General features: G+C 69.5%; 12 protein-coding genes. 11 read left to right on the top strand and 1 reads right to left on the bottom strand.

Going from position 1 to position 13,457, the window contains the following annotated elements:
- Positions 1–31: 31 nt before the first annotated feature.
- Entirely contained in the window at positions 32–859 is an 828-nt protein-coding gene (locus M3B01_RS13330) for a hypothetical protein (protein WP_259792818.1), read from the bottom strand.
- Between the two features lie 224 nt (positions 860–1,083).
- On the opposite strand from M3B01_RS13330, the gene M3B01_RS13335 reads away from it, so the two are divergent.
- The 11 genes from M3B01_RS13335 (at position 1,084) to M3B01_RS13385 (ending at position 13,197) form a co-directional block, all read left to right on the top strand.
- Entirely contained in the window at positions 1,084–1,755 is a 672-nt protein-coding gene (locus M3B01_RS13335) for a DUF4194 domain-containing protein (protein WP_259792820.1), read from the top strand.
- Positions 1,755–3,134, top strand: a complete 1,380-nt coding sequence (locus tag M3B01_RS13340) for a D-serine ammonia-lyase (RefSeq protein WP_259792836.1) — start codon at positions 1,755–1,757, stop codon at positions 3,132–3,134. The genes M3B01_RS13335 and M3B01_RS13340 overlap by 1 nt, the downstream gene beginning before the upstream one ends.
- A gap of 97 nt (positions 3,135–3,231) precedes the next feature.
- Complete coding sequence (locus tag M3B01_RS13345; protein WP_259792822.1) at positions 3,232–4,299, top strand: ABC transporter substrate-binding protein; 1,068 nt, start codon at positions 3,232–3,234, stop codon at positions 4,297–4,299.
- A 1-nt stretch (position 4,300) separates the two neighbouring features.
- The gene (locus tag M3B01_RS13350) at positions 4,301–5,296 is read left to right on the top strand and encodes an iron ABC transporter permease (RefSeq protein ID WP_259792825.1); all 996 of its coding nucleotides are present in this window, start codon (positions 4,301–4,303) and stop codon (positions 5,294–5,296) included.
- Positions 5,293–6,399 (top strand): iron chelate uptake ABC transporter family permease subunit, encoded by a 1,107-nt coding sequence (locus M3B01_RS13355; RefSeq protein ID WP_311203232.1) that lies wholly within the window; start codon positions 5,293–5,295, stop codon positions 6,397–6,399. Before M3B01_RS13350 ends, M3B01_RS13355 begins: the two co-directional genes overlap by 4 nt.
- Positions 6,400–6,409: 10 nt before the next feature.
- Positions 6,410–8,347 carry an SIP domain-containing protein gene (locus tag M3B01_RS13360; RefSeq protein WP_259792827.1) on the top strand — a complete coding sequence of 646 codons (1,938 nt, stop codon included), beginning with the start codon at positions 6,410–6,412 and terminating at the stop codon, positions 8,345–8,347.
- A gap of 582 nt (positions 8,348–8,929) precedes the next feature.
- Positions 8,930–9,073: a hypothetical protein gene (locus tag M3B01_RS13365; RefSeq protein WP_259792828.1), complete on the top strand. Its 144-nt coding sequence runs from the start codon at positions 8,930–8,932 to the stop codon at positions 9,071–9,073.
- Positions 9,073–9,501, top strand: coding sequence for a hypothetical protein (locus M3B01_RS13370; protein ID WP_259792829.1), 429 nt, complete (start codon positions 9,073–9,075; stop codon positions 9,499–9,501). Before M3B01_RS13365 ends, M3B01_RS13370 begins: the two co-directional genes overlap by 1 nt.
- Before the next feature lie 517 nt (positions 9,502–10,018).
- Positions 10,019–10,249 carry a hypothetical protein gene (locus M3B01_RS13375; RefSeq protein ID WP_259792831.1) on the top strand — a complete coding sequence of 77 codons (231 nt, stop codon included), beginning with the start codon at positions 10,019–10,021 and terminating at the stop codon, positions 10,247–10,249.
- A 239-nt stretch (positions 10,250–10,488) separates the two neighbouring features.
- A complete protein-coding gene (locus M3B01_RS13380) occupies positions 10,489–11,667 on the top strand; it encodes a Fic family protein (RefSeq protein WP_259792832.1) in 1,179 nt (392 codons plus the stop codon).
- 624 nt (positions 11,668–12,291) lie between these two features.
- Positions 12,292–13,197 carry a DUF3800 domain-containing protein gene (locus tag M3B01_RS13385; RefSeq protein WP_259792834.1) on the top strand — a complete coding sequence of 302 codons (906 nt, stop codon included), beginning with the start codon at positions 12,292–12,294 and terminating at the stop codon, positions 13,195–13,197.
- Positions 13,198–13,457: the final 260 nt, after the last annotated feature.

A 13,457-nucleotide genomic window follows, 5' to 3' on the forward strand; every position in this document is an offset into this window, starting at 1 on the left:
CCGGCCCGTCGCTGTGGCGGCTGCGGTCGGATCAGATCCGACGGTCGGTGCCGTCCTCGGGGCGGTGCTGCTGGTCGCCCTCCCGGATCACGTCGCCGCGCTCGTCGGCGCCACCGTCGCGCTGCTGGAACTGGCCCTCGTCGCCGTAGCCGTCCTGCTGGAACTGGGCCTGCTGCTGGTGGCCGTCCTCGCGCGCCGCACGGCGGCCGTGCTCCGAGCCCGTGGGGACCGTTCCGTCCGCATCGCGGTTGCTGTCCGGCCCGGGATGCTCGACATGCGAGCCCGCGTGGGATCCGTCGTGGTGCCCGCCGCGCAGGTCGCCGCGGTCACCGTGGTGCTCGCGGTCATCACGCACACCATCGTGGTCCCGGTCTCGTCCCACGCCGTCGCGATCGTCGCGGCGGTCATGGTCATCGCGGATGCCGTCCCGGTCCCGGTCATGGGCGGCCGCAGCGCCGGCGGCACCTGCACCGGTGGCACCCGCACCTCGGCGGTCAGAAGCGCCGTCGGGGTCGAGGCGGTCCGCCTCCTGGAGCTGCTCGTCGAGGTGACGACGCTGCTTGTCGGCGTCCACGCGCTGCTGCTCGGCAGCCTTGGCCTTCTTCTCCGCGTCGAGGCGTGCGCGATCGGCCTCGATCTGGGACTCGCGAGCCTGCAGGTCTCGCTCCTCAGCGGCGGTGCGATCCGTCTCCGCCTGCTGTCGCAGTTCCTCAGCACGGCGTCGATCCTGCTCGCGCTGACGCTCCTCCTCGGCACGCTTCCGCTTCGAAGCAGCCATGGCCAGGAGTGCGATCAGTAAAAGCAGGAGCAGCACCCCCACCACGATGGCGATGATGACGCCTGTAGAAAATGATTCCATGTCGGTCTCCTTGCGTCCGGGTCCGCGGCCCTGACGGTGCCGCGGGGTCCTGCTGTCGTTCCTGATTCCACCAGAAAACTCGCGCAGCGGGGAGGATTTGGCCGGTACTGGTCTTCGACCCGGTCGGGAGCCGCCGCCGCGAGCAGCACCGGGGGTCCCCACACGTGCCGGGCCGGTACGGATCCCTCCATCGGCCGACGCCCGCGCCGGTAGGGTGGGCTCTCGTGACCAGCATCGAGCACCGTTACACCGACGACGACGCCACCACGGAGCAGCAGGACGCACCCGCCCCCGCAGGATCCCTGGTGGACGAGTCGCGCCGTGCGCTCGTGGCGCTGCTCCAGGGCCCCTTCGTGGACGGGCGGCGCGACAGCAGCCGCTACGCCCAGGTGCTGCGCGACCGGGTGGCCATCGAGGCGCGCCTGGCCGACATGTACCTCGAGCTGGTGATCGACGACGACGCGCAGGTCGCGTTCGTGCGCCAGAGCGAGGACGATCCCGATGCGCCCAAGCTGCTGCGACGCCTCACCGGCATGAACCGCCTGGACTCGGTGCTGCTGCTGGTGCTGCGGCAGATGCTGCTCACCCAGTCCTCCCGAGGCCAGCGCACCGTGGTCTCCGAGGCCGAGATCCAGCAGGCCCTGGCCGCCTACCGGCGCACCACCTCGACCGACGAGGCCGGCTTCGCCAAGGAGGTGCGGGCCGCGATCGCCAAGGTGCAGAGGGCCGGACTGCTGGACGAGCAGGGGGACGACTACGAGGTCTCCCCGGTGCTGCGCCTGATGATCGGCCCGGACACGGCCCGCGAGTTCATCGCCCTGTACCGGGAGGCGGGGGTGGGCGGCCTGGAGGACCCGGCCGACGCGACCGATCCTGAGGACCCGGCCGAGGCGTGATGCGTGCCGACGGCGTTGCCGGCCCCCAGCTCGACGACCCGCTGGTGGCGCGCCTCGCCTCCGGGAAGGAGACCTCCTGGCTCCGCCCGCAGCTGGACCCGGCCGCACAGTCCCTGGGCGCCTGCTCGCTTCCCGAGGGACTGGTGGAGGATGCCCGTCGGCGCTTCCGCCGCTTCGCGCCCTGGTTCGCCGATCGCTTCCCGCAGACCCGCGCGGCCGACGGGATCATCGAGTCGCCCCTGGAGAGAGCAGGCGCCCTGCAGTCCCGGATGGGCGAGCTGCTCGGCGCCGAACTTCCGGGGGCCCTCTGGGTCAAGCGCGATGACACCCTGCCCGTCAGCGGGTCGATCAAGGCGCGCGGCGGTTTCCACGAGGTGCTGCAGGTGGTGGAGGGCATCGTCGAGTCCGAGCAGCTCGGTGCGGCCGGGAGCGATGGGCACCGGTCGGAGGGTGCTGCGGGCGTGAGGGCGCTGAGGGACCCTGCCACGGCGAGGACGCTGCACCAGCACGGCATCGCGGTGGGCTCGACCGGCAACCTGGGGCTGTCGATCGGCCTGCTCGCCGCCGAGTTCGGACTTCGCGCCACCGTGCACATGTCCACCGATGCGCGCCCCTGGAAGAAGGACATGCTGCGCAGCAGGGGAGTGGAGGTCGTCGAGCACGCGGGGGACTTCAGCGCCGCGGTCGCGGCGGGGCGCACCGCCGCCGGGGCCGACCCCCTGACCCACTTCGTGGACGACGAGTCCTCCCGGAGCCTCTTCGCCGGCTATGCCGTGGCCGCTCGCCGTCTGGCCGGTCAGCTCACCGCCCTCGAGGTGACGATCGATGAGTCCTCCCCGCTGTTCGTGTACCTGCCCTGCGGAGTGGGAGGGGGACCGGGAGGGGTCACGTACGGGCTGAAGCAGGTGTTCGGCGATCACGTCCACTGCATCTTCATGGAGCCCACATCGGCGCCCTCCATGGTGCTGGGAGTGCGCACGGGCCTGCACAGCGAGGTGAGCGTCCAGGACATCGGCCTCAGCGGCAGCACCATCGCCGACGGTCTGGCCGTCGCACGGCCCTCCCGGTTGGTGGGCGAGCAGATCGGCGGGATGATCGACGGCTTCGTCACCGTCGCCGACGAGCGGATGGCCGCGCTGGTGAGCGTGCTGGACGAGACTCACGGATGGCGTGTGGAGCCGTCCGCGACCGCGGGCGCGATCGGTCCCTGGCGAGTGATGGCCGACGCCGCCTACCGCGAGGCGCGCGGGCTCGACGCGCGCTCCATGGCCCGCGCCCATCACATCGTGTGGTCGACCGGCGGGAGCATGGTGCCCCAGGACGAGATGAACGGCTACCTGCAGCAGGGCAGAGCGGCGCAGGGGATCTTCTGCGCCTGACAGCCCCACCGGACATCAATTGTGCACCAGCGGCGTTGCGTAATAAGGTGAGGCTTACCTAACCACCGCCGTGGTGGTTCTGTCCGGAAGGCCCCGCGTGAAGATCTCCCGCCGCACCCTCGCCCTGACCGCACTCGCCCTGCCCGCGCTCTCCGCCTGCGGCTCCACCGGCCAGGACGGTGACAGCGCCGGTACGGGCACCTCCGACGGGGGGTCCGGGCAGGGCTCCGCCGATCCCGGCGCGTTCCCCGTCACCGTGAAGCACCTGTACGGGCAGACTGAGGTCCCCACCCAGCCGCAGCGCATCGCCACGGTCTCCTGGGTCAACGGGGACAGCGTGCTGGCGCTGGGCATCGTGCCGGTCGGGATGCCCGCCGTCGAATGGGGCGGCAACGACAACCAGTCCACCGACTGGGCCGATGCGAAGCTCGAGGAGCTCGGCGCCGCCTGGGGCAGCCAGAGCGCCCCGGCCACCTACTCCGAGGCCGACGGCATCCCCGCCGACGAGATCGCCGCCCTCACCCCCGATCTGATCATCGCCGCCTACTCGGGGCTGACCCAGGACGAGTACGAGCAGCTGAGGCGCATCGCCCCCACCATCGGCCCGATCGCCCCGAACTACACCACCTCCTGGCAGGAGGCGATCACCGCGATCGGCCAGGCCACCGGGCGCGCCGATGCGGCACAGCAGGTGATCGACGAGGTCACCGGCGCGCTGGCCGCCGTCGGGGAGGAGAACCCCCAGGTGCAGGAGTCCACCTTCATCGCCGGCACGCTCGGCCTGACCGACGACACCATCACCCTGTACACCGCCGGTGACACCCGCCCCCGGTTCTTCACCGCGCTCGGGATGACGCAGGCCCCGGTGGTCACCGAGAACACGCAGGACGAGTCCACCTTCATGCTCCCGTGGTCCGCCGAGCGGGCCGACGAGCTGGACTCCGACATCTTCTACACCTGGGCCGCAGCAGGCTCCACCGTGGAGAGCTTCCAGGACCACGCACTGTTCGCCCAGATCCCGGCCGTGGCCCGCGGCAGCATGGTGCTCACCGCCGACGACCACCAGACCCTCTCGATCTCCGCCGCGAGCGCGCTCAGCCTGCCGTGGGCGATCCAGAACGTCGTGCCCTCGGTGCTGGACGCCGTCCAGGCCGCCCAGGGCTGAGATGCGCCGTACGCCGCTGCTCGCGGTCACCGGCGGAGTGCTCGCCGTGCTGGCCGCGGCCGCACTGTCCGTGCTGGTCGGCGCCCGCAGCGTGGACCCCTCCGCGGCCTGGCAGGCACTGACCGCCTTCGACCCCGCCGTCACCGACCACGTGGTGGTGCGGGCCCGTCTGGACCGCACCCTGGCCGGCATCGCCGTCGGGGCCTCCCTGGCCGCAGCAGGTGCCGCGATGCAGGGGATGACGCGCAACCCGCTGGCGGATCCCGGGATCCTGGGCCTGAACGCCGGCGCGGCCGCGGCCGTGGTGGTGGGCATCTACGCGCTGTCCATCTCCAGGGTCGTGGAGTTCATGGCCTTCGCTTTCGTGGGTGCCGCGATCGGCACGGCGCTGGTGTACGCCGTCGCGTCCCTGGGACGCGAGGGCGCCACCCCTGTCAAGCTCGCACTGGCGGGCGCCGCTCTCACCGCCGGTCTGGGATCCCTGGTCAATGCCTTGGTCCTGCTGGACCAGGAGTCCCTGGATCGTCTCCGGTTCTGGCAGGTGGGCACCCTGGGCGCTCGCGGTCTCGGCGACATCGCCACGGTCGGCGTGTTCATGGCGCTGGGCGTGGTGATCGTGCTGCTGGCCACCGGGACCCTCAACGCCCTCGCGCTCGGGGACGATGCCGCCGTCGGCCTGGGGGTCCATGTCGCGCGCTCCCGCGTGGTGCTGGGAGCGGCGATCGTGCTGCTGTGCGGGGCGGCGGTCGCGCTCGCCGGCCCGGTCGGGTTCCTGGGCCTGGTGGTGCCGCATGCCGCCCGTCTGGTCGTCGGCGGGGACTACCGGCGGATCATGCCGGTCGCACTGCTGATGGGACCGGTGCTGATCCTGGTGGCCGATGTGGTGGGACGGGTGATCGCGCCACCGGCGGAGGTCCAGGTGGGCGTGATGACCGCCCTGATCGGCGTGCCCGTGTTCATCGCGCTGATCCGCACCCGCAGGCAGGTGGGGCTGTGACGCGACCTGCCGCCGGCCCCGTCCGTGCCCCGTCTTCTGCCGCCGGTCCTGTCCGGGCCCCGTCCGCCCGCCGTGCCACGCCCACGCGCGGCCCCGGTCGGGACCGTCGGCGCGCTGCCGGGACCCTGTGCGCGATCACCCTCCTGGTGCTGGTCGCGATGGCGGCCCGGGTTCTGCTGGGCACCCCCGTGGTAACCGCCGGCCAGGCCCTCGCCGTGCTGAGCGGCGAGCAGGTCCCCGGCATCTCCTTCATCGTGATGGACTCACGCCTGCCCGCCGCCGTCGTCGCGGTGCTGGCGGGGATCGCCTTCGGGCTGTCCGGCACCATCTTCCAGACCCTGCTGCGCAATCCCCTGGCCAGCCCCGACGTGATCGGCGTGACCCTGGGGGCCTCCGCCGGGACGGTGGTGGCGATGACCGTGTTCGGAGCCACCGGCGCCGCCCTGTTCTGGAGCGCCCTGCTGGGCGGCCTGGGGACGGCCGTGCTGATCCTGCTGGTCGCCGGAGCTGGTCGCGCCGGAGCCGCCGGCGCTGTGGACAACCGCTTCGTGCTGGTCGGCATCGGCGTGGGTGCAGCGCTCAATTCCCTGATCAGCTACCTGCTCACCCGCATCAGCACCCGCTCCGCCGGCGACGTGATGCACTGGATGATCGGCTCGCTCAGCACCTCCACCTGGGAGCGCGCCCGCGTGCTCGCCCTCGCCCTCGCGGTCCTGGTCCCGGTGCTGATGGTGCTGGTGACACGGCTGCGGATCCTGCAGCTGGGCGACGACATGGCCACCGGCCTCGGCCTGTCGGTGCCCCGCACCCGCATCGGCCTGATCCTGGTGGGCGTCACCCTGTCGGCCCTCACCGTCGCCGTCACCGGGCCGCTGTCCTTCGTCGCATTCCTCGCGGGCCCCCTCGCGCGGATGCTGCTGGGCCGCCCCAGCTTCCCCCTGGCCGCCGCGATGGGGGCCGCGATCGTGCTGCTCGCCGACGTCGTCGGTCAGAACGCCGTTCCCGGCACCGCACTGCCGGCCGGTGTGATCACCGGCGCACTGGGTGCCCCGTTCCTGCTGTGGATGCTCACCCGCACCCCCGGCTCCCGAGACGAGAGGTGACACTCCCGCCATGGCCCTGATCGAAGCGCGCAGCCTGCACCTGGGCTACGAACGCCGTGACGTGGTGCGCGACCTGGACCTGACACTGCCCGAAGGACGCATCACGATCATCGTGGGGGCCAACGGCTCGGGGAAGTCGACCCTGCTCCGGGGACTCTCGCGCCTGCTCCCACCCCGATCCGGCACCGTGCTCCTGGACGGTGAGGACCTCCGTGCGCTGCGCGGCAAGGAGCTGGCCCGTCGACTGGGCCTGCTGCCCCAGAGCCCCATCGCGCCCGACGGGGTGAGCGTGCGGGACCTGGTGGCCCGTGGCCGGTTCCCGCACCAGGGCCTGTTCCAGCAATGGACCGCTGAGGACGAGCAGGCCGTGACCGAGGCGCTCGCCGCCACCCGCACCGATGAGCTGCAGGACCGGCTGGTCGAGGAGCTCTCCGGTGGCCAGCGCCAACGGGTGTGGATCGCGATGGCGCTGGCCCAGCAGACCGAGGTGCTGCTGCTGGACGAGCCCACCACCTTCCTGGACGTCACCCATCAGCTGGAGGTGCTGGACGTCGTCCGCGATCTCAACCGGCAGCGCGGCACCACCGTGGGCATCGTGCTGCACGATCTCAACCTCGCCGCCCGCTACGCCGATCACCTGGTGGCCGTGCGCCGCGGCGAGATCCACTCCCAGGGCACCCCGGATCGCGTGATCACCGAGCAGATGGTGCACGAGGTGTTCGCCCTGGACTCCCGGGTGCTGCCCGACCCCGTCACCGGCACCCCGATGGTGCTGCCCCTGGGGCTCGACCCCCGGCCTGAACTGGGCGAGTCCCGGCCCGGACAGGAAAGCGGAGCCGACGCGCACCGCCCGCCCCAGGCCGCTCCCACCGATGCCCCTGACCCCCTCGTCGACCCCGAACCGGAGGACGCCATGACCACCATCGAGACTGCCGCCCCCTCACCCGTGACGGTGCCCGCGCTGGAGCACAGCCCCCAGCTGGCCTTCGACCTCACCGTCGCCGCAGTGCAGCCTCTCGGCGAGAACCTGGTGCGGATCACCTTCGCCTCACCCGAACTGATCCACTTCGGCACCGGCGGCCACCCCCTGGACCTGCGGATCAAGCTGATCGTGCCCGGCCCCCGGCCGTCGGCCGATCATTTCGCCTCGATCCGCCCCGGCGGGCAGCTGGACCCTGCACAGGCCACCGACTGGTACCGGACGTGGCTGCAGATCGACCCCGAGGACCGCGGATGGCTGCGCACCTACACCGTGCGCGAGCAGCGCGGCGCCGGCCACCCCGGCAACCTCACCGAGCACCCCGAGCTCGACGTGGACATGGTGCTCCACCTCGAACCGGAGCAGCGGCCCGGGCGTGGGGTCGCCGCACGCTGGGCGCAGCAGGCCGCCGTCGGCGACCGGATCGACGTGCTGGGACCGAACCGGCACCTGGTCGATGCGGAGTACGGAGGAATCGAGTTCCGCCCCGGCACGGCCCGCACCCTGCTGCTGGCCGGCGACGAGACCGCCGCGCCCGCGATCTGCTCCATCCTGGAGGCTCTGCCGCCCTCCATGAGCGGGCACGCCGTGATCGAGGTGGGCCATGAGTCCGACCGGCAGCAGGTGCTCACCCGCTCCGGGGTACACGTCACCTGGCTGGTCCGCGGCGATGCCCCGCACGGGGAGCTGCTGGACGCCGCGGTGCGTCGGCTCATGTGCGAGAACGCGCAGGCCTTCCGCGAGCAGGGCGGGGGAGGGGATCCCGCGAATCCCGAGCTGGAGGACGTGGACATCGATGCCACCATCCTGTGGGAGACCACCGTGGGGCAGGGCTCCTTCTACGCCTGGCTGGCAGGGGAGGCCGGCGTGATCAAGGGCCTGCGGCGCCACCTGGTCTCCGAGCTGGGCATCGACCGGCGCCAGGTCTCCTTCATGGGGTACTGGCGCCAGGGCCGCCCCGAGATGTGACGGGTCAGGGGCAATGCTGTACCGCCGTCACGCACGGCTCAGCGCCATGCAGGGGACTGCACTGATGCTCGGGGAGATCCGGTTCGGATCGATTGTTCTTCCGCAGAGCACGTGGCTTGGGGCGTTCCTCGCCGTTGCGGGTGTGCTGATCGTCGCCGCTGCGGTAGTGGCTCTGTGCACACGGGCGAAGCCCTCTGGGTGTTCGTGATGGGCTGAGCTGGCAGGCGGGGCTCGAGCAGCGGTGAGCCACGATGAATGTGGCCACTGCCTGAAGCTCACGGACGTGGGTGCACCCAGGAGTCCGATGGGAGTTGCAGACGCCTACCCCGCCGAACCGTCGGTGCCGCAGTCTTGCTCGGCCTCGAAGTAGAGCGTGGTGACGTCATAGAGCACCAGCGAGATGTCACCACTGGAGTTCGACCTCGGTATGGGCGGAGCCGAGGTGCTCCAGCACCACGTCCCGGCGGTTCCTCCGCTCAGCGATCTGCACTGCAGTCGCTCCCGACGCCGTCTTCACCTTCCGCAGAAACACCACCCCGTTAGCGGGGCACCCACCAACCCCACCAGTCCGGCCATCGCTTCGTGTACTCCGAGAGTTATACGATCAACGGCGAGAAGCATTACGAGTTCGTCAACCCGTGGGGTCCGCATGCGGAGCCACTGGTGATCGCAGAGAGCGAGCTCGACATGTACTTCCGTCGCGCCTCCCGGTTCGAAGGGCAGTGATGAGACAACGACTGATCGCCCTTGCAGCCGGTGTGCTCTTCGCACTGCCGCTGTCCGGGTGCGGCCTGACCGGCGAGGAGCACGCGTCGACCAACGACGACCAGCAGGAAACGACCGACGGCGAAGGAGCAACCATGTGTGCAGACGCCCCCTACCGCCTGATCCACGGCACCCGAGGCACGGACCCCTCTCTCCCGGAGACGGCCGACGGCGTGCGCGCCGAGCTCGAGATGTACTCCTTCGACGCCACCGCTGAACCGCCGTTCGTGAACATCTCCTGGGTCGTGGACCCCAAGCCCGAAGGGGGCCGGGGCACCGGTAAGGCTGCGAAGTACGTCGTCGGCGACACTATTGAGATTCCGTCGTACGGGACCCTGCGCGTCACCGCGATCTGCAAGGGCGGCGCGGGCATCGAGGTTGTGGAGTGATCGCGGCCGGATCAACCGCTGGGCATCGGTGACAGGCAGCCTGGACTGCACCTCTCGGGCCGTGGCCGATCGCTCTCGGTTCCGCGCGGTAGGTTTCGCTGGGTCCCTTCGAACAGATGACCAGAGCGTCAGGTCAGCGCCTCACGCGCAGCGGAACCGTGAAGGTGATCCGGCCACGGCAACGCGATCTCTTTCCCGTGACAGAACGGCAACGGCACGCCCGCGCTCGAACCGTTCGTGCTCCAGCCTTGAATCGAGGCGCGGGCCGTCCCCGCACAGTGCGTGTTCGTCGGCCGTGTCAGCGTGCTCTTCTCGTCATTCTCGCCACGGAAGAGAGCACGGCAGGTGAGATCGTGACCGACGACAGACGAGGTTCTCCTTCCCGCGGTGATGCTCAGCAGACGAGCTGACCGGGCACACGGGCCGCGGTGACGAGCGCTTCGACCGGTGCCAGGGAGCGCGGCTGCTCGCGTACCGTCGTGCTCGAGCCCGAGAACAGCAGCGAGAAGGGGCAGTTGTGGCCAGTGCGTACCAGCAGTTGCGATGGCGGTGCGTTCAGCGGCTCATCGGCGATGTGGCGGTCGCGTTGGCGAGCGTCGCGCTGACGCTCGGGGAGATCCGGTTCGGATCGATCGTTTTCCCGCAGAGCCCGTGGCTTGGGGTGTTCCTCGCTGCTGCGGGTGTGCTGCTCGTCGTCGCTGCGGTGGTGGCTCTGTGCACGCGGGCGGAGCCCTCTGGGCGTTCGTAATGGGCTGAGCGGCCAGACCCCGGCGATCGGTGGCGCTCACAAGGTAACGGGCGGCTCGGTCGGTCCAGGTGGTCATGGGGGCTCGCGCTCGCGTGAGGTGGCGGCGGCCCGGGCGGGACGTCGCAGGGGACCGTCAACTCGTGAGCGGCCGAAGGGACAAGCACTTGCATCTGGTGCGCGCGGGAAGGGTCGCTTACCATCGCCATGTCAGTTAATAACTGACGTGGAGGTGTTTTCTGATGACCCCGAAGGCAATCTTCCGGACGCCCCGCCTGTCAGAGGATGACGAGGCGGTGCTGGAAGCTGTCGACGCGCTGCGCGATAGAGCACGCCTGTACCTCGCCCGGCCGCGACGCTGGGAGGGTACCCTCGCCAGGCAGGCGCGCGCCCGCGCTCTGAGGGCGTCGAACAGCATCGAGAACATCAACGTCTCGGCCGACGAAGCACTGGCCATCGTGGAGGGCGGCGAGGGTGAGAAGGGCATCACCGAGGAGTGGCTCGCTGTGCAGGGCTACTCGGATGCGATGACCTTTGCGCGGATCTTCTCGGATGAGCAAGGGCGCCCCTTCGATCTTTCCACGCTGCTTGCCATGCACTTCATGGTGCAGAAGCATGACCTGTCGAAACATCCTGGGCAGATCCGCCGGGGCGACGTCTACGTGATCGATGAGGCAAGTCAGCGCACGACGTACACCGGGCCGGATGCGGACGTGGTGCCCGGGCTCGTCGACGAGCTCCTCGCGTCCTTGGACGAGCCGCCGCAATCGCTGCGGGATGCCGTGATCACCGGGGCGATGGCTCACCTGAACCTTGTCATGATCCATCCCTTCACGGACGGCAACGGGCGCATGTCACGCATCCTGCAGTCGATGCAGCTGTTCCGCGCGGGGATCACGGAGGCGGATTTCGTCTCCGTGGAGGAGTATCTCGGTCGCAATACCGCTGACTACTACGACGTCCTTGCTCGGGTCGGTGGCGGTCGGTGGTCTCCTGGCCAGGATGCGCACGCCTGGCTCGAGTTCATGATCACCGCCCATTACCGCCAGGCGATCACAGTCCAGCGGCGACTCTGGCGCGGGGACCGGGTTGCTGAGATGGTCGACTCGCTCATCGCTGAGGAGCGGGCGCCGGAACGCTCCGGGCCGGCTTTGGAGCTGGTCTTCGGAGGCTGGTGGTTACGAAACCCCCAGTACCGAGAGCTTGTTGATGTGTCGGCTTCACTGGCTTCCCGAGATCTGGCAAGCCTGGTCGCCGCAGGCGTCTTGGAGCGAGAGGGCCAAAAACGCGGCTCCCGATACCTGCCCGCATCGACATTTCGTGAGGCGCTGAGGGAGATCGAAGTCGAGGCTGATCGTCAGTTCAATGCTGGCGCGGACCCTTATCGCATGCTCGCGCAGAACGACGCACTGGTCAGTTAACCCGGTTCACGCGCAACTGTCGTCGGCGAGTTGCGCGCCGGTGATGCTGACGACGCCGTGGGTGACGAGCTGAACGTGGTGCCGTGCTGGTCGGTGGGGCCGCCGTCCCATTGCAGCTTGCGCACGTGGTCACCGTGGCGATGACGGCGCCGACCACTTGCGTGTACTGGTTGACGGCCTCGCTCACGGCGAACGGCTCGATGCACATTCCGCGGCCGGTCGGCGCGAGGCGGGCCAGGCTGCGGGCGGGCTCGGTTATCGCGGTGCCTCCAGAGTCAGCCGACGGGACAGGTCCGTGGGTGCGTCGGGGGAGCGGGGGATCCGAAAATCCTCCGTGGCTCAACGCCGCTCGGCGCGCCCACACTCAACTCCGAAGGGCCCGATTCTTCCTGCCGAGCCTCGGAACCAAACCCAGGACGCTTCACATCACCTCGAGGGAGAGGCGTAGGGGGAGCATGAGCGAGGTGCTGTGGCGGGAGGCACGCGTTGCGGTAGACGTCTTGTCTACGCATGCGGACAGTCGTAGCATCGGATGCGGTAGCGGGAGTGAAACAGTCTCCAGAGCGCCACTCGAGAGACCCACGCTTCGGCGTGGGTTTCTGCGTTCGATGCCAGAATGAATGGATGTTGCTGGCGTACATCGACGAGATCGGCGAGACCGGTGCCTTCGTGTCGCGAGACCACGACCACTACAGCACCAGCCCGGCCTTCGGGTACGCCGGATTCATCATCCCAGAGGGCAAGGCTCGAGACTTCGGAGCCGTATTCGACGGGGAGAAGCGCACTGTCTTCAAGCGGCTGATCGAACAGGCAGACCACCCCGGCCGTTGGGAGCGGAAGGGGGCGGAGGTGTTCTCCGTGCGTGCCCCGGAGACACACCCTGGCCAGCTGCGAGTCTTCGATCACCTCGTGCGCACTCTGACTCACATGGGAGGCAACCTCTTCTACTACGCCGATGAGAAGCCGATCGGGACGCCTAAGCAGACTCGCCTGGACCGGGATGATCGAGAGAGGCAGGCGATGCGGGAGGCGCTGAATCGGATCGCACGCCACGCCGATACGCACGAGCAGAATGTCCTGGTCATGATCGACCAGATCAATGAAAAGGAACGTAAGCGACGCTTGCCAGCGATGTATGAGCACATCCTAGGGCGCACGAAGGAGTACCCGGAGATGCGGCGTCTCGTCGAGCCGCCGATGCATGTCGACAGCGCCCTCAGCGCGAGTATCCAGTTCGCAGACTGGGTGGCTGCGTGCGTCGGTCGAGCGATCGACTACCAGTTGCTCAAGGAATCCGCCTACTCGTGGATCACGGACACCCGTGTGGTGAAGTCTGTCAGGGGGTCCTTCACACACGAGTCGAAGCTGCATCTTCATCTTCGCTCGGTCGGCGAGTTCCATCACTCGCAGATCTTCTCGCGCGAACGTCCGCTCTTTCCGATCCCCGGTGGCCAGCTCGTGGGTGACATGACCGATCCGATGGCAGCAGAGAAGATGAGGGCAATCGCGGCGAAGATGCATAAGGGCTGAGCCTGCTGCTCAGCCCTGAGCTTGCATCACTCCGAACGCCCTGGCGCCAGCGAGATGGGCCGCGCGCTGCGACCACCACCGATACCCTCGACCCTGCGGCGACGTGCGGCGCCGACGGGGCGCGTCACTGTGCGCGTCACGCCTGTCCTCGAGGAGCTGTGCGCATGTCTGCATCACCCACCAACCTCTCCGCGTTCGTGTGGGGCATCGCGGATCAGCTGCGCGGCGTCTACAAGCCGAACCAGTACGGCGACGTGGTG

Source organism: Brachybacterium sp. p3-SID957 (assembly GCF_025144775.1).
GTDB lineage: Bacteria > Actinomycetota > Actinomycetes > Actinomycetales > Dermabacteraceae > Brachybacterium > Brachybacterium epidermidis.